Raw genomic sequence first — 25,143 nt, 5'->3', positions numbered from 1 at the left:
CAATCTCGGACCCCTCCGGGGCCGTATCCTTGGAAAATGACGGGCACGCGCCGCCCCACGTTGCTCGGACGGAGGGGAGCAGCTAGACAACGCGGGGGATCTCACCCCGGCCCGCGCCCGCCGCCCGAGGGGCCTTGCAGCCCCCCGGATCCGCCACCGCTTAGGCGATGCCGAATTTCAGCAGTTTGATTGCAGCAAAATCGCTCACATCACCGCCCACGCGCTTGGTCGCGTAGAACAGGACATGCGGCTTGGCGCTGAACGGATCGCGCAGCACGCGCAGATCGGGACGTTCGGCTATGGTGTAGCCCGACTGGAAGTCACCGAAGGCAATCGAATAGCTGTCGGTCGCCGCATCCGGCATGTCCTCGGCAATCAGCACCGGATAGCCCATCAGACGCGCAGGCTCACCAGCGGCTAGGCCATCCGACCAAAGGAAGCGGCCATCGCTGTCCTTCAGCTTGCGGATCAGACCCGCGGTTTTCGAGTTCATCACGAAAGTGCCGTTCACCCGGTACTGCGCGCCCAGCGCATAGACCACGTCCACAATCGCATCCGCATCGACGCCACCATCAATGCCCGACGCGACATAACCCAGGCTATCCCAGCCCCAGCTGCCGTTTTCCATCGTACGATGGGTCAGGATACCCTTTGGCTTGTCCACACCATCACCATTGATGAACGCCGCCGCCTCGGCCCGTGCAAACTTGTCGGCGATGCGACCGGCCAGCCAGCCTTCGACATCAAACGCACTGTCATCCAACAGACGCTGCGACGCTTTGGGCAGCGCGCTCAGCTCGTGCAGCGGGATCGAGATACGGTCAATCGACGGCGTACCAGTTTCCGCTGTGGCGGAGTTTTCATCAGCCCAGCCCGCACCCACATCCGTGTGGTCAATCAGAACGTCAAATGAGTTCGCCTCGACATTTACCACTGACACAATCGAACGGATCGAAGCGGTCGAATTCAGTACCGATTTGATCGCCTCAGCGGTCTGCGGATCAACCAGAAATCCGCCATCACTGTTCACCGCCGTCGACAAAGATTTCGATTCCATCTCCAGCCCGCGCAGCCCGTCATCCTCGCCCGAACGCACATAGGCGTCAAAGGCCTTCTGATGCGGTGCGCCGTCCTCGATCGAGGCCGCAAGATGCGGGCGCGCCGCGATGGTTGATTTACGATCCAGCATGGTCAGTCGCTCTTCTGTCTGTTGCAGTTTGGTTTTAACTTCAGCCTTCAGGCCCTTGAATTCATTCACGAAGCCAGCCATCGCCTGCTTCACCTCCTGAACCAGGGGTTCACCCTCTCCGGTCAAGGCCGGAGTCTCGGTCTTGCTCATCAGCACTTCCTTTTTCGGGGTGGATTTGAGGCGCGCTAGGTCCGCGCCAGCTCCTGCCGAGCGTCGTCGAACACCTCGGCAATACTGCGCCAGGTGTTCTCGGCCTCAGGGTCCGTCCCCTTCGCCGCCACCCGCGCACTGGGCAGCATCGGGAAGGTCACCAAAGACACCTCCCACAGCTCCAGTTCGGTCAGGACCCGCTGGCCCTTGTCATTTTTAACAGCCCGCTTGGTGCGATAACCAATCGACAGGCCATCGATCGCGCCCGCCCGGATCAACTCCGCCGCCTCGCGGCCCTTCTGCGTGCTCTCCAGCAAGCGCCCTTTGACCCACAGGCCAGTGTCGTCCTCGCGCACCTCGTCCCAGACGCCGATGGGCTGTGCCGGATCGTGCTGCCACAGCATCTTGACCCGCTGACCGGCCTTAGCGAGCCCGTCCAGCGAGCCGCGATACGCCCCGCGCTGCACCACATCACTGCCCTGATCAACCTGCCCAAACAGGCTGGCATAACCCTCGATCACCGCATCGTCGGACACCGACAAACCATCGCCAAAACGCGCGAATTTATGCTCCAACTCCATGAACTTCTCCATGTAACATACTGAACTTATGGCGTTACCACTAAGATAGACTGAAAGGCTTGCGCAAGGATCACGGCGGCCACGCCATAGACCGTCAGCCACAACCGCTTCTCCAGCCGCTCCATCATCTCTTCGATCTGATCCAGACGCCTGCACAGGTGCGCATGCTGGATCTCGGATACCCGCTCATGCGCCGCCAGGCGCAGACCCGGCGCGCAGTCGAACGGAGGATACCCCTCAGACATCCGCACGCTCAGGTAGCCCCAGCAACGCCCGCTTTTCAGCATCCGTCAGGAAATCGGCCCCATTGACCCGCGCCCATTGCGCATCGCGTTCCGCCGACAACGCAGGCACCTGATCCAGATCGGGTTTCAGCACCAGCTCTTCGCCGGTAAAGCCCACCAGCCATTCCGAAACCGCCGCCGCCACCCGCGTCACCAGGGGCAGCACGGTCAGGCGATAAAACGCCCGGTTGGCCTCCTGATAGTTCGAATAGGTCGCATCGCCTTGTATCCCCAACAACATTGGCGGGACCCCAAAGGCCAACGCGATCTCGCGGGCGGCGGCTTCCTTGGTCTTTTGAAACTCCATATCGGACGGTGAGAACCCCATCGGCTTCCAATCCAGCCCCCCTTCCAGAACCATCGGACGGCCCGCATTCCGCGCCCCGCGATAATTCTGCTCGATCTCATCGGACAGGCGGCGGAACTGATCCTCGGCCATTACCCCGTGGCCATCGCCTTTCCACACCAGCGCCCCCGAAGGCCGCGCCGCATTATCCAACAACGATTTCGACCACCGGGACGCGCTGTTATGCACATCAATCGCCATCGCCGCCGCCTGCATCGGCGAGAACCCATAGTGATCATCCTGCGGGTGGAACGACTTGATATGACAGATATTTTCCGCCGCAAACCGATGCGTCTTACCGCCCACTGCGTAATCATACGCCTTTGGCCACCCATCCGCCCCCGGCACCACGCTCATCCGGTCGGATCGCAGCACATGCAGTTCAACCGGCAGGCCCTCATCGGCCTGCACGGCCTCGACATAAGCATTGCCCGACAGCAGCAATTGCCCAAACAAGGCCTCCATCAACTCCGCCCGCCCCTGCGCCGCATTCGGACGACGCATCAGCGACAGGATCGGATGAACATCAAACCGTTGCGCTAGATCCTGCAACACCAAAGGCAACGCCGCCGCCGCCTCGGCAATCAACTTGACCGAGCGAAACCCCACCGGATTCCCCGAAAACCCCGTCCGCGTCAGCGACACCGCATCCCGAGGGCTCCACGCCACGCGCCCACCCGTCTGCCACGCCACAACCGGCCCCGCCGCGCTCGCCTTCACCTCGGGCGCCTCGCCAGCCGATCCACGACGCAAGAAATCGAATACCATCTGTGCTCCTTTCTGCCGCCGCTCTGCTCGGCTTGTTGAAAGGAGTTATGACGGAAAGAAGTTTAAGCCCCGGGAATGATGCGTACGGGGGGTGGGCAACGGACAGAAATGATCATTAATCTCGTCTACTAGAGCCAATTACTTTAGCCAGCATTTCCCTCCAACGGCTCGCCTCAAACCCGCCGATGTTTCCAAACTTGAAGTACCAAACACCCGCGGCAAAACACCGATAAGCATCCTCCATTTCGGCGTCAGTACTATCATGAACTGAAACGACCAAATTTTGTGTACGAGAGCCGTCTTGCACCAACAGTTTGAAGCCTTGAACATAACAAACGTCAGTATTGGTAGGCAGATTAACTACTGCATCAACCAATTCTCTAGGAAACTGCTCGAGGGCTTTGATAGAAACTCAATCATTCTCAATAAAACCGCGTCCGGAAGCAAAGAAAAAGCTAAGTTCAGCATCCTGGGCGTTAGGCTCAGATCCTACTTTTTCTTGATTGTCCAAAATCTGAACCGCAGTGGCGATGGAGTGAATACCAGCCTGATCACCGCTGTCCTCAACCCGCAAAACGAATGTGAATTTCCCGTAAGGGCTGCCCAGAAGTTGCGCCGATGCCAAGACGGGAAATACGGCGATGCACGTCAGAAGATAGCCCAGAATCCTATTGCTACTCATTTGACTTTACTCGCATTCAGCCCAATTCCGAGGCAGGTAAACGCTGCCGACAAAGATATGCAAGTCGGGACTAACAGTAACAGAACGCAGAAGAAGCATTATCTCTTACAAAGCCCTTACCCGAGGACGCCGATGCGCCCCTGCTGGCCCCACCACCAACTCATGCAGCGCCCTGACCGGCGCGTCGACCCGATCAGGCCAATCCTGTCCCTGAATCCATCATGGCCAATTGTAAGGCTTAGCGGCTTGCTGGACACTTAACTTAAATCCTTTGCAATCACCGCCAAGTTCTTGTGATTTCATGCCACGGCAATTGTCTGCGTTTCACATGCCCCCACGTGTGCTTCAAATTGAAGAGGCCACCCGATGACTGAAAACGAACCTGCACCGTCCGGACACTCCGATACGAACAATAACTGGACCAAGGAACCTACTGCTGCCGACAAACACGTCTACGAGGTGTTTGCCTCCAACGTAGTCGTTCTTGTGCAGCTGCTTGATGACTACAAAACAATGATGTCGCCGGATGTCCACGCAAGGCTGTTTTCTTCGCTGCTGACGTTGTCCCGGTTGCTCGGCGAATACGAGGACAGTTGGAATCAAGAATACCCAACGCCCTGAACCTGAATGCGCCCAGCTAAAGATCAGCCCTTTAGGAGAAATATGATTGTTTGTAGAGCACCCCTCAGAGTGCTCACAAACTCCGCACCCTCGGCCTTCTAAACGCCCCCGCAGGCCCCACAACTAACTCATGGAGCGCCCAGACCAGCGCGTCGACCCGGTCGGGTGAGCCCTGCCCTTCGAACCCGCGCGCGGTCATCTGGCACATCTGCTCCTCCAGCGAGTCCAACCCGGCCACATGGGCCACACGCCCCTGATCGTACAGCGCCGCTACAGGCTCGGCCCGCGCGACCTTGCCGCGTGACGCCCGCACCGCGCGATAAGGCACCAGAGGGTCCACCTGCCGCACGACCTCTTCCACCAGTTGCCCGCCCTGATTGACCTCGGCCACCAGCCGTTCGGCCCCGAACTCATCCATCGCGTCAATCGCCGCCTGCGCCCAGCCCGCCGGGCCAACGCCCTGCACCGTCCGGTCAGCCAGTACATAGGCCCGCCAGTCCTCGGGCGGCCCCTGTAGCTGAGCACCAACGACCACGATCCCGCAGGCATCCGCATCCGACCCCGTCGTCACCGCCGGGTCCAGCGCCACGACAACCCGGTCCAATGCGGGCACCTGCGCACAGCGCGCCGCCTCCAGCATCGAGCCGGTCCACAGCGCCCCTTCGGCATCCGACAGCAACACACCGTCCAACTCCTGCCGCCCCAGCCGCGTACCTGCATAACGCGCGCGCACCTCGTCCAAGAAGGACTCTGCCAGATTGGCCCGGTTCGCCTCGGTCGGCGCATGGGTCTGCACGGTCGACGGCGACGCCAGCAAATTCTTCAAAACCTTCACATTGCGCGGCGTCGTCGTCACACAGACCCGAGGCCGATCCCCCAAACGCAGTGCAAATTGCAACATATCCCAGGTCTCTCCAGCCTTCTTCCACTTGGCCAGCTCATCCACCCAGGCCGCATCGAATTGCGGCCCGCGCAACCCCTCGGGATCATGTGCCGAAAACGCCTGCGCCTCGGCCCCGTTAGGCCAAACCAGCTTGCGTTCGGACGCCTTCCAAACAGGCCGCCGATCCGGCGGTGAACACTGCAAGATCCCACTATCACCAAAGATCATCACATCGCGCACCTGATCGAAGGTCTCACCGACCAGAGCCACGCGACTGGCCTCACCCTTCTCCAACGGCAAAGACCCCTCGACCACCGACCGCACCCATTCGGCCCCCGCCCGCGTCTTACCGGCCCCACGCCCGCCCATGATCACCCATGACCGCCAGTCCCCCTCAGGCGGCAACTGATGCGGCAGCGCCCAGAACTCGAACAGGAAAGGGAGGGCACACAGCCCCCCCTCCCCGATCTCACTCAGAAATCTGTCCTGCACCGCAGCAGGCGCGGAGGCGAGCCAGCCTGCACCCGATCTCAGATCGTGCCCGATCAAGGTCGAGCGCATAGCCCCCTTGGGCAATTCCGGCTTGTCTGTGATGTTGTTCGACAAAGCTTGTCTCCACTTTCTGGCAACTGCGGATCAGCCCCTCTAGCTGACCCAGTTGCTTGCCTGTTCCGGCAAGGTCTGCATCCTCCCCGGCACCGATCTGTTTTCGCAGTTCTTCCGCTGCTTGGCGCAGATCGCGAATGGATCGCTCAAGCGACTGCAACAAATCAGCCGTCTGAGAAATCCGCTCTTCCGGGGTAATCAAAGTCATGTTTGCCTGTGACCTCATGCGTGAGTTTTTCCGCACGAGAGAAACGAAAAACGACCGCCGGGTCGCCCCGGGGCCGTTGCCCACCTCTTCTAGCATGACATAATTCATACCAAGAAAAGCGCGCAAAGTCAATGCGTTACGCAACCGGACGCAACACCCGGCGTCCGATCCGTTAACGATCAGCCCCGCATGACCTCAAGAAACGCAGCGCTTACGATCAAAGCCGCACCCAATGCTTCTCTCATCCCAAACGGCTCGCCCGAGAAGACCGCCGCCGAGATCAGGCCCACCACAACTTCGCTCATCAGCAGTAGACCAACGCGTGCCGGGGTCAGCTTGGTTGCGGGCCAAATCGTCAGAAAAAACATCGGCAAGGTGTACAGGACCGACAGCAACGCGACCGGGCCGATTCGTATAACCATCTCGCCGACTGCCTCTGATGACGCCAAACCGCCGCCGAATGGAAGGCTCAGCAGAGACAAAACCAAAGCGCCTGAAATAAAGGCAAAAACCTGCCCCGGAACAGAGATACCGGACGTCCGATAAAGCCCCAGCGATCCCATCGCCCAAGTGATCCCCGAGATCAGGGCCAGCCAGTCTCCAGTATTGCGCGGCCAGGGAAACCCCTGTTCTCCGCCAAGCACGATGAACATGCCACCCAGACCGCAGAGTAAGCCCAGCACTCGCGCCGGGCCAAGACGCTCACCCAGAAACACCATTCCAAGGATCGTTCCCCAGACCGGTGTCAGATAGAACAGCAGGATTGACCGGACGACATCTGTGTAAACCAGACTGATGGTAAACAAGCTGAACGCAGCACCGGTGAACATCCCGCTGAAGATCAGCCCGCGCCAATCTTTCAAAAGCGCTTGCCGTTCGCGCATCAGGAAAGGCGTCAGTACGATCAACGCCGAGGTGTACATCACAATACCCGGCCATGGGCCATCCAGTCCTTGGTCGACAAAGTAGCGAACCGGAATCCAGTACAGCCCCCACATCATCCCGCCGATGACAAGGGCGACGCTGGCGGTCCTCAAATCCGCTCCGTGTAAAGCTCTGAATGTCATGACCCGACTCATAAAACCTTCCGAACCGTATCTGGCAAACGCGCAACCCGCGCAAGCTTATGGCCGACACGGCGCTTGACAATCGCGACCGCAAGGCGCATGTGCCCCTCAAACAGCGCTACCGCGTGAGCACGTGGGCGACACCGCCCCCAACAGCGCCCGATTCACCCATAGTTCCCCATCACGCAGGGTTCTTGACGCGACAACCAGATGCTGCAGGGAACGCCTGCACGTCCTGAGGTTTCGCACAACCCCTGCCGGTCGCGGATGCGGCCCATCACGACTTGCCCGTGGACCTTTGCCTCGGGCTGTAAAGGATAGATATTTGTTCGACTTCGATATGCTGGGCCTTGCGCCCGCTCTAAATGATGCGCTCAAACGCGCCAACTTCACTCAACCGACCCCGATCCAGAACCAGGCGATCCCGCTGGCCCTGAATGGTCACGATATCCTTGGCCTCGCCCAGACCGGTACAGGTAAGACATTGGCCTTTGGCCTGCCGCTGATCGACCATCTGCTGGCCCAGCCCGGCAAGCCCGATCCCAAAACCGCCAAAGCGCTGATCCTCGCGCCCACCCGCGAGTTGGTCAACCAGATCGCCGACAGCCTTCGCAACTTGACCAAGAAAACCAAGATCCGCGTCGCGACCGTGGTTGGTGGTCAGTCGATCAACAAGCAGATCATGTTTCTGGCGCGCGGCACCGACATTCTTGTCGCCACCCCCGGTCGCCTGATCGACCTGATGGATCGCGGTGCGGTTAATCTGGGTTCAGTCAAGCACCTTGTGCTGGACGAGGCTGACCAGATGCTCGATATGGGCTTCATCCATGCCCTGCGTCGGATCGCGCCGGAACTGGGCACGCCGCGCCAAACCATGCTGTTCTCAGCCACCATGCCGAAGCAAATGGAAGAGCTCAGCCGCGCTTACCTGACCAACCCGCAACGGGTGCAGGTCTCGCCCCCCGGCAAAGCAGCCGACAAGATCACGCAGTCGATCCACTTTGTTGAAAAGCCTGCAAAACCCGCCAAACTGCGCGAGATCCTCTCGGCTGACATGGACGCGCTGACGTTGGTCTTCTCCCGCACCAAACACGGGGCCGAAAAGCTGATGAAGGGGCTGGTCGCGGATGGGTTCAACGCTGCTTCCATCCACGGCAACAAAAGCCAGGGCCAGCGCGACCGCGCCATCAAGGCCTTCCGCGCGGGTGAGGTGAACGTCCTCGTCGCTACCGACGTCGCCGCGCGCGGCATCGATATTCCGGGCGTAGCTTATGTGATCAACTACGACCTGCCCGAGGTACCGGACAACTATGTCCACCGCATCGGCCGCACCGCTCGTGCAGGCCGCGAGGGCGAAGCCATTGCCTTCTGCTCGGCGGAAGAGGTCGACCTGCTGCGTCAGATTCAGAAGCTGATGAAGATCGAAATCCCGGTCGCCAGCGGTGAGATGCCTGAAGCAATCTCACCAAAGAAAATCCCGCGCCGCCCAAGCAACCGCCGTCGCGGCCCGAAACCTCAGCACTCTGGTGCGCCCAAACCGGGCGGTCAGAAACGCCGCCGACCGCGTCGCGCGAAAGCGGCCTGAATAAGAAACGGCCCGGTCGATTGACCGGGCCGTTGCTTTATCGGGGTCAGAGCTTCGTGTTGTACAAGTCGGACAAAGTGCCGTTTCAAACCTGTACAACACGGACGATTGAATCAGTTCCCGGAATTCCGCTCAGCCTCGATCTCACGCCACTTTGCGACGTTGCGATTGTGCTCTTGCAGGGTCTCGGCAAAGGCATGACCACCGGTTCCGTCCGCAACAAAGAAGATGAAATCCGTGTTGTCAGGTGCCACCGCAGCCTCAAGGCTCGCAAGACCCGGATTGGCAATCGGGGTGGGTGGCAGCCCTTCGATGACATAGGTGTTCCAAGGCGTCGCACGGCGCAGTTCGCTTTGCCGCAAACCGCGACCCAAAGTACCCTGCCCTTTGGTTACACCATAGATCACCGTCGGGTCTGTCTGCAGCCTCATACCTTGGTTCAGACGGTTAACGAAAACGCTGGCTACCTGGCCACGCTCTTCCGGCTGACCTGTTTCTTTTTCGATGATCGAAGCCAAAATCAGCATCTCTTGGGGGCTGTTCAGAGGTAAACCATCCTGACGCCCCTCCCACGCTGCGTTGATTCTAAGCTGCTGTTTTTCCTGCATTTCAGCAAGAATTGCATTCCGATCTTCACCGGGTCTGACCTCATAACTGTCAGGGGCCAACATCCCTTCAGCTGGCAATTCGGCAACTTCGCCGGTTAGCAAATCCATCGCCTTCAGCGACTCGACAATCTGCCAACTGGTGACGCCTTCAGCTAACGAGATGCGATAACGCGTATCCGCCTCACCGCGTTTTTCTGCATAAACTTCCGGGGCGTCCTCTTCGCCGATCACAAAGGAAGCCACCTCATCAAAATCCAGAGTCGCCGGGTTCAGTTCCCGCACGCGGGTCTGCATACGGGTCACACCAATGCGGTATTCGATCTCGGTCCCGCAAGTGCTGGCGCCGCTATGAGTTATGTCGTCGACGATTTGCTCCATCGACGCTCCTTCGCGAACCAGAAAGCTACCCGCTTTCAGATGCTGAGATTTGTCTGTGTAATCAGCAGCTAAGCGGAAAATCAACCCGCTGCTGATCGCACCTTGATCCTCGAGGTCACGGCTGACCCGTGTCATGTTGGAGCCTGGCTTTACCTGCAGGCAGATCGCGGTTTCCAGCGGTCCTTCGGACTTGTATTGCGACTGCCCCCACAGGACGACACCGCCCATCAGGAACAGCCCAACGATCAGTATTGTCAACGCGTTCGAAGCGAGCGCTCGCCACATTTAGTTGACCTTTCCGAAGATCACACTTGCATTGGTGCCGCCGAAGCCGAACGAATTTGACAAGGCCACGTTGATCTCACGCTCGCGCTTGGCATTCGGGGCCAAATCGATCGGAGTTTCGACTGCTGGATTGTCCAGATTGATCGTCGGTGGCGCAACCTGATCGCGGATCGCAAGGATTGAGAAAATCGCCTCAATCGCGCCAGCGGCGCCCAGCAGGTGACCAGTGGCCGATTTGGTCGAAGTCATCGTCGCGTTGCTGGCGTGATCCCCCAGCAGGCGTTCTACCGCGCCCAGCTCAATCGTATCCGCCATGGTCGAGGTCCCATGCGCGTTAATGTAATCCAGATCCTTCGGCTCAAGCCCCGCACTACGCAGCGCTGCTTTCATCGAGCGTTCGGCCCCGTCGCCATCCTCGGACGGCGCGGTTATGTGATAAGCGTCACCCGACATCCCATAGCCCAGAACCTCGGCATAAATCTTGGCGCCACGCGCTTTGGCGTGTTCGTAATCCTCAAGAACTACAATGCCTGCACCTTCGCCCATGACGAAACCGTCGCGGTCGATGTCATAGGGGCGGCTCGCTTTCTTCGGATCATCGGCGTATTTGGTCGACAGCGCCTTGCAGGCGTTGAAGCCGGCGATACCGATTTCGCAAATACAGCCCTCGCCGCCGCCTGCGATCATCACGTCTGCATCCCCGGCGCGGATGATGCGGCTGGCATCACCGATCGCATGGGCACCGGTCGAGCAAGCAGTCACGACCGAGTGGTTCGGCCCTTTGAACCCATGACGGATCGAAACCTGCCCCGAGGCCAGATTGATCAGCGCGCCCGGGATAAAGAACGGAGAAACCCTGCGCGGACCTTTGTCGCGGATCAGGTTGGCCGTGTTGGCAATTGATCCCAGCCCACCGATACCGGACCCAATCAGAACGCCCGTGCGCAGGCGGTCTTCTTCGTCTTCGGGCAGCCAATTGGCATCCTTGCAAGCCATCTCGGCTGCAGCGATGGAATATAGGATGAAATCTTCAATCTTGCGCTGTTCTTTCGGCGGCATCCAATCGTCAGGATTAAACGTCCCGTTGGTGCCATCTCCGCGCGGCACTTCGCAGGCATAGGTCGTGGTGACCCCGCTTGCCTCGGCATCAAACTGCGTGATTGGTCCTGCGCCGGATTCTCCATCCAGCAGCCGTGACCATGTTTCCTCGACCCCACTGGCCAAAGGAGTGACCAATCCAAGACCGGTTACAACGACTCTGCGCATGAAGTGCCTCTTGCCTGCTTCCTGTTATGAGAACCGCTCATACCCCGGCCCGGGGTGCGGGGGCAAGAGCAACGGCATATTCTGAACCGGCATCCTTGTGCCGTAACCTGTTCAAATCCTCTGTCAATTGAGTTGAACGATGCCTGAAAGGCAAAAACCCGCCCTTCCTTCAACGGGAAAGGCGGGTCGTCTGGTACTGAAGTTTACTGGAACTCGGCGACTGGCTCGTGTGCCGATTGGGCGACCTCCAATGCTTCGGACAGATCGACGGACTTGCGGAACAGTGCCCGGCCTACGATCGCACCCGAAATATTCGAGATATAGGCGAGACGAGAGATATCGTCGCTGGTACGCACGACACCGCTGGCTATGATCGGCGTGCGTGATTTTTCGGCCAATCCTGAAATCAGACCCAGCTGCGCCTCGACGTCTTCCATATCGCTATCGATATCGGTCACCAGAATGGCTGCAAGCGGCGTATCCGCGAAAGCTTCGATGAAGGCTTCCGGGGTAAACGCACTTTGGCTGCGCCAACCTTCGGTCATCACTTGCCCTTGCCAAACATCGACCGCCAACACGATCTGATCGGGATAAAGCTTGGCCAATTCCTTAACCAACTGCGGGTCCCAGGCCGCAAGTGTGCCAATCACGATTCGGCCAGCCCCTTTGTTGATCCAATGTTCAACATGCTCGCGGGTCCGCATCCCCCCTGCCAACTGCACTGACATTTCAGAGGAGCGAATGATTTCTTCGATCAGTTCGGAATTGGTATCCCGGCCTTCGATCGCATCAAAATCCGTAAGCTGCATCCATTCCGCTCCAGCCGCAGACCAGCCGCGCGCGGTCTCGACCGGATCGACATGCCAGATCATCGCTTCATCCAGACGCCCCTTGTCCAGCGTAACGCACCGACCGTTCTGCAACTCCATCGTGGGGTAAATCATCATGATTCATATCCTCCGCTGAATCATTCCGTAATTCCACGATAGCATAGAGTCTCAGTTTGCCGCTTTATTTCACAAGATCGGCAAAGCTCGTCCATTTTGCGGCATCGCACTGCCCAATGCGTTTCACACCCGTGTCGGAGGTCCGTCACGGCGAAACAGATGAACGGGGGTGTCGCGGTATTCAGCTTCGCGCAACAGCTTGTAGCCCAGCTTTTCAGCCAATCGCTGTGAGGCTGCATGGTCCGCGTCGATCAGCGCAACCAACGGGCCCGGAATGATCCGGTCGAACCAGTCGTGCGCCGCCTGCGCGGCTTCACACCCGTATCCTTGCCCCTGCATGTCCGGGGCCAGAACCCAGCCGGCTTCGGGAAAACCATCAAAATCATCGCCCAGGGACCGGTTGCCATAAAAGAACCCGGCTTGCCCGATCAGAGTACGATTCGACTGCAGCATCACACCCCATTGACCGAACCCGGTCATCTGCCAATGTCCAGCGTTGCGCAGGAAAGAATCCCACGCCTCGCCGCGCGTTTTCGGGGTGCCTCCAATATGGCGTACAACCTCGGGGTCGCGCCAGATTTCGGCGAACCGGTTGAAATCTTCGGGGCGCATTGCACACAAGGTCAGACGCGCCGTGTTGATCATCGGGGTGGATCTTATCATGCCCTTGCCCGCTCAGAAACTTGCCTCAGGTGTCAGAGTGCGGAGCCTCAACGCCTCAAAGCAAGCGCGAAATGTGGCAGAGCATAAAAAAACGGCGCTTCCGTTGCCCGGAAGCGCCGTTTTTGTCTCAGTCAGGTCAGCTTAGGAAGCTTCGCTGATGAATTTGACCGCGTCGCCAAAGGTCTGGATGGTCTCGGCTGCGTCGTCCGGAATCTCGATGCCGAACTCTTCTTCGAACGCCATTACCAGCTCAACGGTGTCCAGGCTGTCTGCGCCCAGATCGTCGATGAACGAGGCGTTTTCGGCAACCTTGTCCTCTTCAACACCCAGGTGCTCAACAACGATCTTCTTTACGCGATCTGCGACGTCGCTCATGTCTATTCCTCATTTCAATTTCAGGGCTGTCCGCCCGGTTCTGCCCTTGCCCGTTCGGGGTGGACTTGTTTTGCCCTTTCCGGGCGGTTTGGGTCCCGGGTCCCCGGGAAATCAGAGAACCGGCCCTTGGACCGGTTCCTGCGCATATGCGCCGCCTATAGCACAGACAACGCACAAGGCAAACGCTTTCGCGCCCACCCTGAATTGCGATTACAACATGGCCATACCGCCATTCACATGCAAGGTGCTTCCGGTAACATAACCTGCTTCAGGGCTTGCCAGATACAGCACAGCGGCTGCGATTTCCTGCGGATCACCCATACGACCGGCAGGAACCTTGAGCAGCAGACCCTTCTTTTGCTCATCCGTCAGCTTCTCGGTCATCGCGGTGGTGATAAAGCCCGGCGCAACCGCATTAACGGTAATGCCACGGGTCGCAACCTCATGCGCCAGCGCCTTGGAAAAGCCGATCATGCCGGCCTTGGAGGCAGCATAGTTCGCCTGCCCTGGGTTTCCGATCGCAGCCACAACGGACGAGACATTGACGATCCGACCCCAGCGCGCCTTCATCATGCCCCTGATCACGCCTTTGCACAGCTTCATCGTTGCGGTCATGTTCACGTCGATCACGCTCTGCCATTCTTCATCCGACATGCGCATGAACAGGTTATCGCGTGTGATGCCTGCGTTGTTCACCAGAATATCAACCGAGCCCATCGCCTCAGCCGCTTGTTTCGGCAGGGCCTCGACGGCTTCGGGATCGCTCAGGTTACACGGCAAGACATGCGCACGATCGCCAAGGCTGTCGGCCAGAGCTTGCAGAGGCTCCACGCGCGTTCCGGAAAGGCCAACAGTTGCACCAGCGTCGTAAAGCGCGCGGGCGATATCGCCGCCAATACCACCCGAAGCACCGGTGATTAGCGCATTCTTACCTGTCAAATCAAACATCTATGTTTCCTCTCTGGCCGCCGAATCCGGCGGCTGTCCCTTGTTCATGCGCCGGGGTTAACGGCTTTTTGTACATCTTCAGGCGTCCCGACCGCTGTGCACGCCAATGCTCGATCGATCTTGCGGATCATTCCCGACAGAGCTTTGCCCGCGCCGATCTCCCACGCTTCGGTCACACCCTGCGCGACCATGTACTGTACGCTCTCACGCCACCGAACCGAGCCGGTGACCTGTTCCACCAGCAACTGACGGATCATATCTGGATCAGCCACAGCTTCGGCGCGAACATTCGCAACCAAAGGCACGGCAGGCGCTTTGATTTCAACCGAGGCCAAAGCCTCTGCCATTACATCTGCCGCAGGCTGCATCAGCGCACAGTGAAATGGAGCACTTACCGGCAACATAATTGCACGCTTGGCACCTTTTTCCTTGGCGATCTCGGCTGCGCGCTCAACAGCGGCCTTTGAACCAGAAACGACTACCTGGGTTGGGTCATTGTCATTGGCAGCCTGACAGACTTCATCTTGCGCGGCCTCTTCCGCAACGGCGCGCACCGCTTCAAGATCGAGCCCCAGAATGGCGGCCATTGCGCCCTCGCCCACCGGCACTGCACTTTGCATCGCCTGCCCGCGCGTCCGCAGCAGGCGGGCAGTATCGGCAACCGTCAAGGCTCCGGCCGCAGCCAGCGCCGAGTATTCACCCAGCGAGTGACCCGCCACATAAGATGCCATTGAAATCGAAACGCCTTCGGCCTCAAGTGCGCGCATTGCGGCCATCGAGGTTGCCATCAGCGCGGGCTGTGCATTCTGAGTCAGGGTCAGCTCTGCGATATCGCCGTCCCAGATCAGATCGCTCAGTTTTTCGCCCAAGGCCTCATCGACCTCATCGAAAACGGCGCGGGCGGCTGGATATGCCTCAGCCAAGGCCTTGCCCATTCCGATGGTCTGGGCGCCCTGCCCGGGGAAAACAAACGCGCGTGTCATTGGTGCCTCTTGCGTGACGTCAGATTTCGGCGGGGTTTAAACTGACAATCGGCGCGGCACAAGCATTGCCTGCGTTCTGCATCAGGACACCTTTACTGTGCATTTCTCTGTCTTGTGTCCACACGGCATCCATTTAACTTACCCTCAATTCAGAAACTCGGAGAGCCAATCGATGCCCCTTACCAACACCCGGTCCAGCTATGGTGGTGTAACCAAAGCATTTCACTGGCTGACCGCGCTACTGATCCTGACGGCTCTGCCGCTGGGCTGGTTCGCGAACCAATTGGCCCATGCGATTTACGATCCGAGCACTCCCACGACCGAGGATGACATCGCCCGCGCCGCCCAGCTGTTTTCACTGCACAAAACCATTGGTGTTACCGTGTTCTTCGTCGCACTGGCCCGAATCCTTTGGGCTGTTACCCAGACGAAGCCGGGCTTGCTGAACGCTGAAAACAAACCCGAGGCCTTCGCCGCCGAAACTGTGCACTGGCTGCTGTACGGCTCGCTTGTACTGGCTCCGCTCAGCGGCTGGATCCACCACGCCGCCACCGACGGCTTCGCGCCGATCCTATGGACCCTTGGTCAGAACCTGCCGCTTATTCCGAAGTCAGCTTTCCTTGCCGACATCAGCGCCAGCCTGCATTGGCTGTTCGTCTGGGCCCTGGGTGTGGCACTCGTGCTGCACATAGCGGGCGCGCTGAAACACCATGTCGTGGACAAAGACAGCACCCTGCGCCGTATGCTGCCCGGCCAATCGGACGCGCCGGAACCCCCGGCACAGCACCATTCCATTGTTCCCGCCTTCGCCGCCTTGGCAATCTGGGGCGCGGTGCTGGTTGGAGGTTGGTCCAACGGTGTCTTTGACGACCAGTCCAAAGCATCCGAAGACACGGCCGAACTTGCGCAAGTTCAATCGGAATGGGAGGTCGAAGACGGATCCCTGTCGATTACTATCTCGCAACTGGGCAGTCCCGTAAGCGGCGAGTTTGCAGACTGGACTGCAGCGATAGCGTTTGAGGATCCCGCCGAGCCGGGGTTGGCCGGTTCCGTCGATGTAACGATTGCCATTGGTTCACTCAGCATCGGCACAGTCACCGACCAAGCGATGGGTGCGGATTTTTTTGACAGTGCGCAGTTTCCTACGGCTCAATTTAAGGCCGACCTGTTCAAAACGGATGCGGGTTATGAGGCGCGAGGACCTCTGACAATCCGGGACAAATCTATCGATGTCGTCCTGCCATTTACGCTGGAACTAGCCGACGATGCAGCGACGATGTCGGGGAATCTGGAACTCAACCGAATGGATTTCGACGTTGGAACATCGCAACCCACCGAAGATTCGTTGGGGTTCACGGTTATCGTTGCAGTTGAATTGACGGCAGAACGCGACGACAAATGAAAAACCGCCGGGGCGCATAACCCCGACGGTTTCTTTTTTTGGGATCATGAAGGGATTAGTCGGCCTTCTGCGCCTCGATCGAAATATTGACCTCGACCTCGTCACCCACGAATGGAGCGAATTGGCCCAAATCAAAATCGCTGCGCACCAGCGTTGTGGTGGCGTCAAATCCGGCCCATGGCTTGCCCGCCATCGGGTGCTCACCCACCTGGTTAAGCTTGGCATCCAGAACCACGGATTTGGTGACACCATTCATGGTCAGATCACCGGTGATGTTGGCTGTGTTTTCGCCAGTGACCTCAATAACAGTTGAAGTGAAGGTCACCAGATCACCTTCGGCTGCGCCAAAGAAATCTTCGGTCATGAAGTGATCTTCGCGCGGTTTCCAACCGGTGATCATCTCAACGACCGGCATCGAAACAGTCACGCTCGATGCTGCCGGGTCTTCCTGATCAAACATGATTTCGCCCTCAAAGCCCGAAAACATGCCCGTGGTGGTCGAAAAGCCAAGGTGGTTATAGCTGAAGATGACCTGGCTGTGGCTGGGGTCCAGAACGTATTTCTCGGCGCTGGCAAACGCCGAGGTCGCTGATACGGCCAAAGCAGCAGCAAGAAGGGTGGATTTCATGACAATCTCCGCAAATTTGTGAATGCAAACCGAATGGGTTGCTCGATAACAAAAATGTGCTGCCCAAGGGCAGCACACAAGTTTTTTTGATTCACAACTTCTGTTCCTTTTTGAACAGAATAAAAGTCAGGCGAAAATTGTTACGTTTTGGCTGAGTTGACCTTTGAGCGCTGAGCCAACATCCGCCGATTCCAGTGGCAGCTTCATCAGCAGGCTTCCGTCTACATCGTACAGTTCGACCTGGTCGTCAGCGAAACGCGCGCCACCCAGCGAGTCGTAGCTGCGGCGCAATACCGTTTGCGGCCGACCGTTTTCGTTTTTCTGAAGAATGCGAACCTCGCGGCGGATTGGGTCAAAGTAGGCGTCTGGGCGCGCATCCATCACCTCGATGGTCAGCAGGCTGACGCCAACAATCAAGAACATCAGCGAAGCGACTAACTTGATAGGCCAAACCTCGGCCCCCATAACCGAACCCGGCATCAACCACATCGAAAAGGCCGACACAATCAGAAAGACACCAACGGCACGCAGAAGAAACATCCGAGCCCGCCAATTCGGCGCAAACGTAATCAGCACAGGGACGGATTTATCAAATACCGCGGCAGGTGCCGATTGTTCAAAAGTGTTTGTGTTCATGACGGCCATTGTCTTGCCCTGTCTATGTTTTCCAATCTACCGGGTTCTCCCGGCTTCATGAACAACCTCGGGGCGAAAAGCGTCAGGAATTGGGCGCACCAGTGGAAATAGGGCGACTTCACAAAGGCATATGTGGCAGGGCTTGCCCCGCCCGCTCAAACGTGTATACGGGGCCATCCTTCGCAGGAGTTATGAATCGCGCAGCCTCTCGTGGCAGGGTCGCGAAGGACCATATGGCCCCGCCTTTGAAATGCGCCTTGATATAAACAGGAGTGCACATGCCACTGTATGAGCATGTAATGATCGCGCGTCAGGATTTGTCCAACGCGCAGGCAGAAAGCCTTGTCGAACATTTCGGCACCGTTCTGGCGGACAACGGCGGCAACGTCGTCGAAAGCGAGTACTGGGGCGTCAAGACGATGGCTTACAAGATCAACAAAAACCGCAAAGGCCACTATGCCTTTCTGAAGACCGACGCCCCCTCGGGCGCGGTTCAGGAAATGGAACGCCTGATGCGGCTGCATGACGACGTTATGCGCGTTCTGACAATCAAGGTCGACGAGCATGCCGAGGGCCCTTCGGTCCAGATGCAGAAGCGCGATGAGCGCGAAGGCCGCCGCGAGCGCCGCTGATCAACGCCTGACGAAAGGACATAAACCATGGCCGCAAAACCATTTTTCCGCCGCCGCAAGGTCTGCCCGTTCTCGGGTGAGAACGCGCCGAAAATCGACTACAAAGACACTCGTCTGCTGCAGCGCTACATCTCTGAGCGTGGCAAGATCGTACCTTCGCGCATCACCGCCGTTTCGGCGAAAAAGCAGCGTGAACTGGCCCGTGCTATCAAGCGCGCCCGCTTCCTCGCCCTGCTGCCCTACGCCGTGAAGTAAGGAGAGACTGACATGCAAGTTATCCTTCTGGAACGCGTTGCGAAACTGGGTCAGATGGGCGACGTCGTTGACGTCAAGCCCGGCTACGCCCGCAACTTCCTGCTGCCCCAAGGCAAAGCGCTGAGCGCATCGAACGCCAACATCGCGTCGTTCGAAGCCCAGAAAGCGCAGCTTGAGGCACGCAACCTGGAAACTAAGAAAGAAGCTGAAGCGCTGGCTGAAAAGCTGGACGGTCAGCAGTTCATCGTGATTCGCTCGGCATCGGATGCCGGCGCTCTGTACGGTTCGGTCACCCCGCGTGACGCCGCAGACGCTGCAACCGAAGCTGGTTTCACCGTCGACAAGAAACAGATTGCCCTGATCGCTCCGATCAAGGAACTGGGTCTGCACTCGGTCGCAGTCAACCTGCACCCCGAGGTAGAAGTCGAGATCAAGATGAACGTCGCACGTTCGGAAGAAGAAGCCGAACTGCAGGCATCGGGCAAATCGATCCAGGAACTGGCTGCTGAAGAAGAAGCCGCTGCCGAATTCGAGATCGCCGAGCTGTTCGACGACATAGGCTCTGCCGCTTCGGAAGACGAAGATCTGGTTGCCGAAGAAGCTCCGGTCGAAGAAGACGAAGCAAAAGCCTGATCTGACTGCATATCCAATATCAAAGGGCCGCGCTTTTACGCGGCCCTTTTTCTTTTTGTTACATCGCAAGCAAAATTCGGCCCGATTGTTCGCCTGGCCTTGCAGACCGGCGAGGGTTTCATATCATCGCTATTCGCAATCAGGAGTATTTTGATGACCCCCCTCCTTCGTCGCCGCGTCTTAACCTTGTTGCTTATGGCACCGCTTGCAGCTTGTGGCAGTCCTGGCAGCTCGGGTTCCGGCGATACGTTCGATCCCCCCCTCTACCCCAATGAAACACCCGAGCTTCGCGCCTCGATCAATAAATGGGCTGACCACTACGAGCTCCCGCGGGAGTTGGTGCACAAGCTGGCGATCCGTGAAAGCACACATCGGCCGTGGGCGGTGAACCGCCCCTATTATGGGCTTCTGCAAATCCTCCCGGCCACTGCGCGATCAATGGGTTACACTGGAAATGCCAAAGGCCTGCTGGACGCCGATACCAATCTGGAGTTTGCCGGAAAATACCTGCGAGGCGCGTGGCTTTTGTCTGATGGAGATCAACAACGTGCCATCTTTCTTTATGCCAAAGGATATTGGCCCGAAGCAAAGGCCAGGGGCATGCTCGTCGAGACGGGTCTGGTTTCTGCCACAGAATAGGCATGTTTAATTCGCATTTCGATTGTAATGCACATACATAACCTTCGAAATGCCACGGCGAATCCCATGACCTACTGCACAACTCTGACGTTAAATCTTTTAAAGGTGCGTAATTGTGTGCCCGAAAGGCACATTTACCTATAAAAGGCAGACATTTCCCACATCTTCTTGTCTTGACAAGCGAAATGTGGTGTCCTGCTTGACGTCAGGGAAGACAGTATCATTTTCCTGGCCAAGGGGATCCGCCCGCTCACTCGGGTCTAACTGGTCGTTACCGTATGGATATTGTTGATCTCAGCACTCTTCCCGAACAGGATACTCGGTATGACGAGTTCCTGCGTCAGGTCTGTGACAAATATGAAATGGACCACGCAGCCTATGCGGGTATGAATCCTGCTGCAGGTACGATTCACGGCCATGTGACCTATGGGGACGACTGGAAAACCCACTATCAAGAGCAAGGCCTGCACCTGATCGATCCGACGCTGCACATGAGCCAGCGCAGTATCGCTCCGGTCGACTGGAGCCGTCTGGAACGCGGTAAAGATTTCCAGCGCGTTTTTCGCGATGCACATGATTTTGGCATTCCAGATCAAGGCATTACGATTCCGGTTCGCGGGCCGTACGGAGATATCGGCTTGCTTAGCGCAGTGCGCGAGTGCAGCCGGGATGAGTGGAAGAAACTGGTGCCCAACGTGATAAGTGACCTGCAATCATTGGCCGTACACATCCATGACAATGTCATGACATCAGATACGATCAGCCGAATGCTGTACCACCCGACCCTCTCCAGCCGAGAATTGGAGATTTTGCAATGGGCCGCAGCGGGTAAATCGCAACAAGATATCGGCGATATCCTGTCGATTTCGCACCGCACGGTTGAGGTGCACTTGCGCTCTTCTCGCGAAAAGCTTAATGCACTGACGACTCCGCAGGCTGTCGGTCGGGCCATCGGAATCGGCTTAATCTACCCAGGATAAAGCCAAATTTTGCCGAAAATGGGCTAAAAAAAGCCAATATTACGGGAAACCCCCAATAGATTCGCTGTGGAAACCGGGTAACGTTTTATCCACAGACAGATCACTCGAAGGGGGTTAACATGATTTTGGTAGTTGATGGGCTGAACAGACATCTGTTCACCGAAGTTCTTGACGATATGTTCGAACTGCGCGCTCGGGTTTTTGGTGGACGACTTGGATGGGACGTCCACATCGAAGACGGCAAAGAAATCGATCAGTTCGATCACCTGGATCCTGCATACGTAATTGGTCTCGACGATGAGGGGAACGTCGTAGCCGCAGTACGTGCACTCCAGACCACCGGCCCGCACATGCTTTCAGATGTCTTCTCGGACATCTTGTGCGGCGAAGCGCCAATGCGCAGCGCGACCATGTGGGAATCCACCCGCTTCTGTGTCGATACGCAGCGACTGACCCGAGGAAAAGAGAAGAACTCGGTTTCTTATGCGACCTGTGAGCTGATGATCGGATCTCTGGAATACTGCCGTAGTGCGGGTATCCAGGACATCATCACCGTGATTGACCCGGTTATGAACCGCGTTCTCAAACGCTCGAACTGTGCGCCTTACGACTATGTGGGCGAAACCGTTCCGATGGGCAAGGTACCGGCCATGGCGGCGTTGCTGGATTGCACAGAAGAAAGGATTTCGGGCCTTCGCGAATTCGCAGACATTCACCACGATGTCTTTATCGAAGAAGAAAAGGCGTTAGAGTTCTTCGAGGCCAAAAAGGCCGCCAAACTCAGCCCCGCAAATCGCGACCACAAGCCGCTCACCGATCTTGAGAAATACTTTGTCGAACAGATGAGTGCGGCCAAGACGGAAGAAGAAAGGCAGGCAGTGCTGAAACTGATCGAAGCGCTGTCCGACACATTCACCCCAGAGCAGAAGACCGCTCTGTTACAGACCCCCCGTGCTTTTGCTCATGAGGCCTGACCCCCTCACCTCATAGTACAAAGCCACCCATGCGGAGCCGTCTAATTCGAGACGGCTCCGCTTTTTTTTGACCCCTAATGGGGGAAGGAAGAGGATTATTCCTCTTCCAGTGCCTCAACGGCTTTTTGCAGATCGTCCTTGCTGACTTCTTTGTCCGCAACCTGAGCCAGTTCGAAGACGTAGTCGACAACCTTGTCTTCAAAGATAGGCGCACGCAGCTGCTGCTGCATTTGGGCGTTCTGCTGCACAAATTCAAAGAACTGGCGCTCCTGGCCCGGGTACTGACGCGCCTGGTTCATGATCGCTTGTGTCATTTCCGAGTCGGTCACTTCAACCTCGGCCTTCTGGCCCAGTTCGGCAAGCAGCAGGCCCAGACGCACGCGGCGTTCGGCAAGCTTGTTATGCTCGTCGGTTGGTTCGATCGGATCGTGATCGTGACCTTCAACGTCAGGGTTTTCCTCGTGCCACAGCTGGTGTGCGATCTGCTTGGCTTCGGCTTCTACCAGTGACGGCGGCAGGTCGAACGAGACTTTCTCGTCCAGCACGTCCAACAAAGCGCGCTTCATAACTGCACGGGACGCACCAGCATATTCGGCTTCCAGTCGCTCGGCGATCTGTGCCTTCAACCCAGCCAGATCTTCGGCACCAAATTTCTTGGCCAACTCGTCGTCGACCTCAGCCGCGACCGGCTCTTTCACCTCTTTGATAGTGCAGGTGAAAACGGCGTCTTTGCCGGCCAGATGCTCAGCACCGTATTCTTCGGGGAAGGTGACGTTGACGTCTTTTTCTTCCTCGGCCTTCACACCAACCAACTGCTCTTCAAAGCCGGGGATGAAGCTGTTCGAGCCCAGAACCAGCGGGTAATCTTCAGCCGAACCGCCTTCGAACTCTTCGCCGTCAACCTTACCAACAAAGTCGAACACGATCTGGTCACCGTCTTTGGCTTTCGAACCTTTGCGACGCGCTTTGAAGTTCTGCGCGGTCTCAGCCAGGTTGTTCAGCGCTTCTTCCACGGCTGCGTCGTCCGCTTTGACAACCAGCTTCTCCAGTTCGACCGATTTCAGGTCAACTTCCGGAATCTCGGGCAGCGCTTCGTAGGACATCGCAACTTCTACGTCGTCGCCTTCTTTCCAGTCCTCGTTGGTCATCTTGACCTCGGGCTGCAAAGCAGGACGTTCGCCGCTGTCCTCAAAGTGCTTGTTCATCGCACCGTCGATGGTTTCTTGCATCGCTTCGCCAAGCAGGCGCTGGCCGAACTGCTTTTTCAGCAGAGCCATCGGCACCTTGCCTTTGCGGAAACCCTTCATTTCAACCTCGGGCTGCGCTTCGGTCAGTTTCTCGTTGACCTTGTCGTCCAGCTCGGCTGCGGTCACAACGATGTTGTAGCCGCGCTTCAGACCTTCGTTCAGCGTCTCGGTAACCTGCATTTTGGTAGTCCCCATAGGATTCGGGGCGCGCAAAACGGGCGCGCCGGGCAAATTTGACGCCTTCTATTTGCACAGCCGCCTGCGTGCAAGAGGCAAAGGCCCTTTCAGGCTGGTTTTACCCCTATTACAGACGAAAAAACGCCCCGGCACAGGCCGGAGCGTTCGATCATCGAAAGCTGAGAAATCAGAACCTCCAGCGGGCCCCCAGCACCCACGCCTCATTGTTGTCGAACGAAGCGCCATCTTCGAAATCGTGATTGCGGTATTTCAGATATGCATCTGTATTGATGCTGTCGATACGCTGAACAACAGCGATGCCCCAAGCATCGGTGCTGGAACCGTCATTTACGAAGTCCGAGCCCGAGTAATAGTCGATCCCGATACCGGTTTTACCCCAGGATACCCACTGATCCTCATAGGCAATCTTGCCGTAGAAGTAGTTCGGGTCAGACGCACCATCCGCGTCATCGTCCCGCGTACCGGCGGCTACGGTGAAGCTCAGGCCGTTTTGCAGCATAACCGAGGCCGACCCGATCGTATCCTTGCGGTCCCCCGATCCATCGTCAGCCGAACGCACCGAGTATGCAACCGCCGCTGCAAATTCAACCCCGCCGCCGAAGGTGTTGTCATAGCGAAGGCCGATATCGTAATAGTCATCGTCATCGCTGCTGGACAGAATGTTCTGACCATAGGCGATGCCGGCCTTAAAACCGCTGAACTCCGGCGTGTCATACCGAACGCGGCCACGGCGCGCACCGTCAAAGTTGCTGCTGGAATCGCCAACGGTGATGTCGCTCAGAAAACCGTCAGTACCGCGATAGAAGAACCCGCCATTTTCATCGTTGGTAAAGGAATACAGCGCGGTTCCGACGTAAGACAGATCCACTTCGGCAGCGCCATCGGCCACCATGCTGCCCTGACCGGCCGAGAATTTACCCCAGTCACCGGCAAGTGCGAAATCCACGTGACGGATATCTTCACGCGTCCAGCCGCTGAAATCTGTGCCCAGCTGGTTCCACTCGCTCGAGCTCGGCAGACCAAGCCCGGTTTCAAAACGGAAGGTGAAATCGTTGTTACCGAAGGGCTGCAACAGTTCCAAACCGACGCGGCTGTTTGACAGGTCATTGTCCAGAACGCGCGTTTCGGTCTCTTCACCGTCGTCAACCGAGATTAAGGCCGGGTGCAACTGACCATAAAGCAGGACATAACCGCCCGTGTTGTTTTCGTATTTCAGTTCGGCGGCGGCGGGGATTGCCGTTGTTGCGACAAGCGCCGCTGCTATCGAAGTCAGCTTAAAATTCACTGTCATGTCATTCACCATAGATGGGTCAGTTTTTTTGATATTGCCGATATGCGCACCTGGATTAACGGTTCCAATGATTGCTAAAGCTTATTAGCCCGGCATTGCATTTCTGCCACAGGCGGAGGCGGGGACCTTCAGGGAAAGCGTTTTATAATCAATATTTTGACCTAGTTCGAAAGCAGCACCCAGCTAACCTGCAAGACAATTCTTG

28 protein-coding genes are annotated in these 25,143 nt (G+C 57.5%); 9 read left to right on the top strand and 19 right to left on the bottom strand.

Annotated features, from left to right (window positions below; translation table 11 throughout):
* Positions 1-160: 160 nt before the first annotated feature.
* The 5 genes from ACRZ9U_RS08635 to ACRZ9U_RS08615 form a co-directional block, all read right to left on the bottom strand.
* The gene (locus ACRZ9U_RS08635; protein ID WP_170403117.1) at positions 161-1,339 is read right to left on the bottom strand and encodes a phage major capsid protein; all 1,179 of its coding nucleotides are present in this window, start codon (positions 1,337-1,339) and stop codon (positions 161-163) included.
* A 35-nt stretch (positions 1,340-1,374) separates the two neighbouring features.
* Entirely contained in the window at positions 1,375-1,920 is a 546-nt protein-coding gene (locus ACRZ9U_RS08630) for an HK97 family phage prohead protease (protein ID WP_480759188.1), read from the bottom strand.
* Between the two features lie 26 nt (positions 1,921-1,946).
* Entirely contained in the window at positions 1,947-2,165 is a 219-nt protein-coding gene (locus ACRZ9U_RS08625; protein ID WP_170403123.1) for a GTA head formation protein, RCAP_rcc01685 family, read from the bottom strand.
* Positions 2,158-3,318, bottom strand: a complete 1,161-nt coding sequence (locus ACRZ9U_RS08620; protein WP_170403126.1) for a phage portal protein — start codon at positions 3,316-3,318, stop codon at positions 2,158-2,160. The genes ACRZ9U_RS08625 and ACRZ9U_RS08620 overlap by 8 nt, the downstream gene beginning before the upstream one ends.
* Before the next feature lie 412 nt (positions 3,319-3,730).
* Entirely contained in the window at positions 3,731-3,943 is a 213-nt protein-coding gene (locus ACRZ9U_RS08615) for a hypothetical protein (RefSeq protein ID WP_170734841.1), read from the bottom strand.
* A gap of 423 nt (positions 3,944-4,366) precedes the next feature.
* Between ACRZ9U_RS08615 and ACRZ9U_RS08610 the strand changes: the two genes are divergently transcribed.
* Positions 4,367-4,621, top strand: a complete 255-nt coding sequence (locus ACRZ9U_RS08610) for a hypothetical protein (protein WP_170396475.1) — start codon at positions 4,367-4,369, stop codon at positions 4,619-4,621.
* Positions 4,622-4,694: 73 nt separating this feature from the next.
* Here the strand turns inward: ACRZ9U_RS08610 and ACRZ9U_RS08605 are convergent, their stop codons facing one another.
* From ACRZ9U_RS08605 to ACRZ9U_RS08595, 3 genes are all read right to left on the bottom strand, one after another.
* On the bottom strand, positions 4,695-6,065 hold the full coding sequence (locus tag ACRZ9U_RS08605) for a DNA-packaging protein (protein ID WP_480885818.1): 1,371 nt from the start codon (positions 6,063-6,065) through the stop codon (positions 4,695-4,697).
* Complete coding sequence (locus tag ACRZ9U_RS08600; protein WP_039536221.1) at positions 5,974-6,318, bottom strand: hypothetical protein; 345 nt, start codon at positions 6,316-6,318, stop codon at positions 5,974-5,976. Before ACRZ9U_RS08600 ends, ACRZ9U_RS08605 begins: the two co-directional genes overlap by 92 nt.
* 179 nt (positions 6,319-6,497) lie before the next feature.
* Positions 6,498-7,385, bottom strand: a complete 888-nt coding sequence (locus ACRZ9U_RS08595) for a DMT family transporter (RefSeq protein ID WP_170403131.1) — start codon at positions 7,383-7,385, stop codon at positions 6,498-6,500.
* A 325-nt stretch (positions 7,386-7,710) separates the two neighbouring features.
* On the opposite strand from ACRZ9U_RS08595, the gene ACRZ9U_RS08590 reads away from it, so the two are divergent.
* Positions 7,711-8,970, top strand: coding sequence for a DEAD/DEAH box helicase (locus ACRZ9U_RS08590; protein ID WP_170403133.1), 1,260 nt, complete (start codon positions 7,711-7,713; stop codon positions 8,968-8,970).
* A gap of 113 nt (positions 8,971-9,083) precedes the next feature.
* Here ACRZ9U_RS08590 and mltG read toward each other — a convergent pair whose 3' ends face one another.
* From mltG to fabD, 7 genes are all read right to left on the bottom strand, one after another.
* Complete coding sequence (gene mltG, locus ACRZ9U_RS08585; protein ID WP_170403136.1) at positions 9,084-10,241, bottom strand: endolytic transglycosylase MltG; 1,158 nt, start codon at positions 10,239-10,241, stop codon at positions 9,084-9,086.
* Positions 10,242-11,507 (bottom strand): beta-ketoacyl-ACP synthase II, encoded by a 1,266-nt coding sequence (fabF, locus tag ACRZ9U_RS08580; RefSeq protein WP_170403139.1) that lies wholly within the window; start codon positions 11,505-11,507, stop codon positions 10,242-10,244. It abuts the gene before it with no gap.
* A 203-nt stretch (positions 11,508-11,710) separates the two neighbouring features.
* Positions 11,711-12,454 (bottom strand): 1-(5-phosphoribosyl)-5-[(5-phosphoribosylamino)methylideneamino]imidazole-4-carboxamide isomerase, encoded by a 744-nt coding sequence (locus ACRZ9U_RS08575; RefSeq protein ID WP_170396463.1) that lies wholly within the window; start codon positions 12,452-12,454, stop codon positions 11,711-11,713.
* Positions 12,455-12,577: 123 nt separating this feature from the next.
* On the bottom strand, positions 12,578-13,117 hold the full coding sequence (locus tag ACRZ9U_RS08570; protein WP_170403143.1) for a GNAT family N-acetyltransferase: 540 nt from the start codon (positions 13,115-13,117) through the stop codon (positions 12,578-12,580).
* 141 nt (positions 13,118-13,258) lie between these two features.
* Complete coding sequence (locus tag ACRZ9U_RS08565) at positions 13,259-13,492, bottom strand: acyl carrier protein (RefSeq protein ID WP_008756330.1); 234 nt, start codon at positions 13,490-13,492, stop codon at positions 13,259-13,261.
* Positions 13,493-13,702: 210 nt separating this feature from the next.
* Positions 13,703-14,440 (bottom strand): 3-oxoacyl-[acyl-carrier-protein] reductase, encoded by a 738-nt coding sequence (gene fabG / locus ACRZ9U_RS08560; protein WP_170396459.1) that lies wholly within the window; start codon positions 14,438-14,440, stop codon positions 13,703-13,705.
* Between the two features lie 44 nt (positions 14,441-14,484).
* The gene (gene fabD, locus ACRZ9U_RS08555; RefSeq protein WP_170403147.1) at positions 14,485-15,423 is read right to left on the bottom strand and encodes an ACP S-malonyltransferase; all 939 of its coding nucleotides are present in this window, start codon (positions 15,421-15,423) and stop codon (positions 14,485-14,487) included.
* A 172-nt stretch (positions 15,424-15,595) separates the two neighbouring features.
* On the opposite strand from fabD, the gene ACRZ9U_RS08550 reads away from it, so the two are divergent.
* The gene (locus ACRZ9U_RS08550; RefSeq protein WP_170403150.1) at positions 15,596-16,825 is read left to right on the top strand and encodes a cytochrome b/b6 domain-containing protein; all 1,230 of its coding nucleotides are present in this window, start codon (positions 15,596-15,598) and stop codon (positions 16,823-16,825) included.
* A 55-nt stretch (positions 16,826-16,880) separates the two neighbouring features.
* Here the strand turns inward: ACRZ9U_RS08550 and ACRZ9U_RS08545 are convergent, their stop codons facing one another.
* Entirely contained in the window at positions 16,881-17,453 is a 573-nt protein-coding gene (locus ACRZ9U_RS08545) for a YceI family protein (protein ID WP_170403153.1), read from the bottom strand.
* 126 nt (positions 17,454-17,579) lie between these two features.
* On the bottom strand, positions 17,580-18,089 hold the full coding sequence (locus ACRZ9U_RS08540; protein ID WP_255612061.1) for a hypothetical protein: 510 nt from the start codon (positions 18,087-18,089) through the stop codon (positions 17,580-17,582).
* 278 nt (positions 18,090-18,367) lie between these two features.
* Between ACRZ9U_RS08540 and rpsF the strand changes: the two genes are divergently transcribed.
* The 6 genes from rpsF (at position 18,368) to ACRZ9U_RS08510 (ending at position 22,202) form a co-directional block, all read left to right on the top strand.
* Positions 18,368-18,721: a 30S ribosomal protein S6 gene (rpsF, locus tag ACRZ9U_RS08535; protein ID WP_068332653.1), complete on the top strand. Its 354-nt coding sequence runs from the start codon at positions 18,368-18,370 to the stop codon at positions 18,719-18,721.
* Between the two features lie 27 nt (positions 18,722-18,748).
* Positions 18,749-18,976, top strand: coding sequence for a 30S ribosomal protein S18 (gene rpsR / locus ACRZ9U_RS08530; protein WP_005608650.1), 228 nt, complete (start codon positions 18,749-18,751; stop codon positions 18,974-18,976).
* A gap of 12 nt (positions 18,977-18,988) precedes the next feature.
* Positions 18,989-19,609, top strand: coding sequence for a 50S ribosomal protein L9 (gene rplI, locus ACRZ9U_RS08525; RefSeq protein WP_170396450.1), 621 nt, complete (start codon positions 18,989-18,991; stop codon positions 19,607-19,609).
* A 153-nt stretch (positions 19,610-19,762) separates the two neighbouring features.
* Positions 19,763-20,248 carry a lytic transglycosylase domain-containing protein gene (locus ACRZ9U_RS08520; RefSeq protein ID WP_170396448.1) on the top strand — a complete coding sequence of 162 codons (486 nt, stop codon included), beginning with the start codon at positions 19,763-19,765 and terminating at the stop codon, positions 20,246-20,248.
* A 278-nt stretch (positions 20,249-20,526) separates the two neighbouring features.
* Positions 20,527-21,228, top strand: a complete 702-nt coding sequence (locus ACRZ9U_RS08515) for an autoinducer binding domain-containing protein (protein ID WP_170396446.1) — start codon at positions 20,527-20,529, stop codon at positions 21,226-21,228.
* Between the two features lie 119 nt (positions 21,229-21,347).
* On the top strand, positions 21,348-22,202 hold the full coding sequence (locus tag ACRZ9U_RS08510) for an acyl-homoserine-lactone synthase (RefSeq protein ID WP_170396444.1): 855 nt from the start codon (positions 21,348-21,350) through the stop codon (positions 22,200-22,202).
* Between the two features lie 95 nt (positions 22,203-22,297).
* Here ACRZ9U_RS08510 and tig read toward each other — a convergent pair whose 3' ends face one another.
* Together tig and ACRZ9U_RS08500 are read right to left on the bottom strand one after the other, a co-directional pair.
* The gene (gene tig, locus ACRZ9U_RS08505; RefSeq protein WP_170396960.1) at positions 22,298-23,629 is read right to left on the bottom strand and encodes a trigger factor; all 1,332 of its coding nucleotides are present in this window, start codon (positions 23,627-23,629) and stop codon (positions 22,298-22,300) included.
* Between the two features lie 184 nt (positions 23,630-23,813).
* Positions 23,814-24,938: a porin gene (locus tag ACRZ9U_RS08500; protein ID WP_170403159.1), complete on the bottom strand. Its 1,125-nt coding sequence runs from the start codon at positions 24,936-24,938 to the stop codon at positions 23,814-23,816.
* Positions 24,939-25,143 lie beyond the last annotated feature (205 nt).

The sequence above is a fragment of the Ruegeria sp. D7 genome, assembly GCF_056534355.1.
Note: the sequence above shows the minus strand (reverse complement) of the source record. Positions and strands in the feature narration are given on the sequence as shown.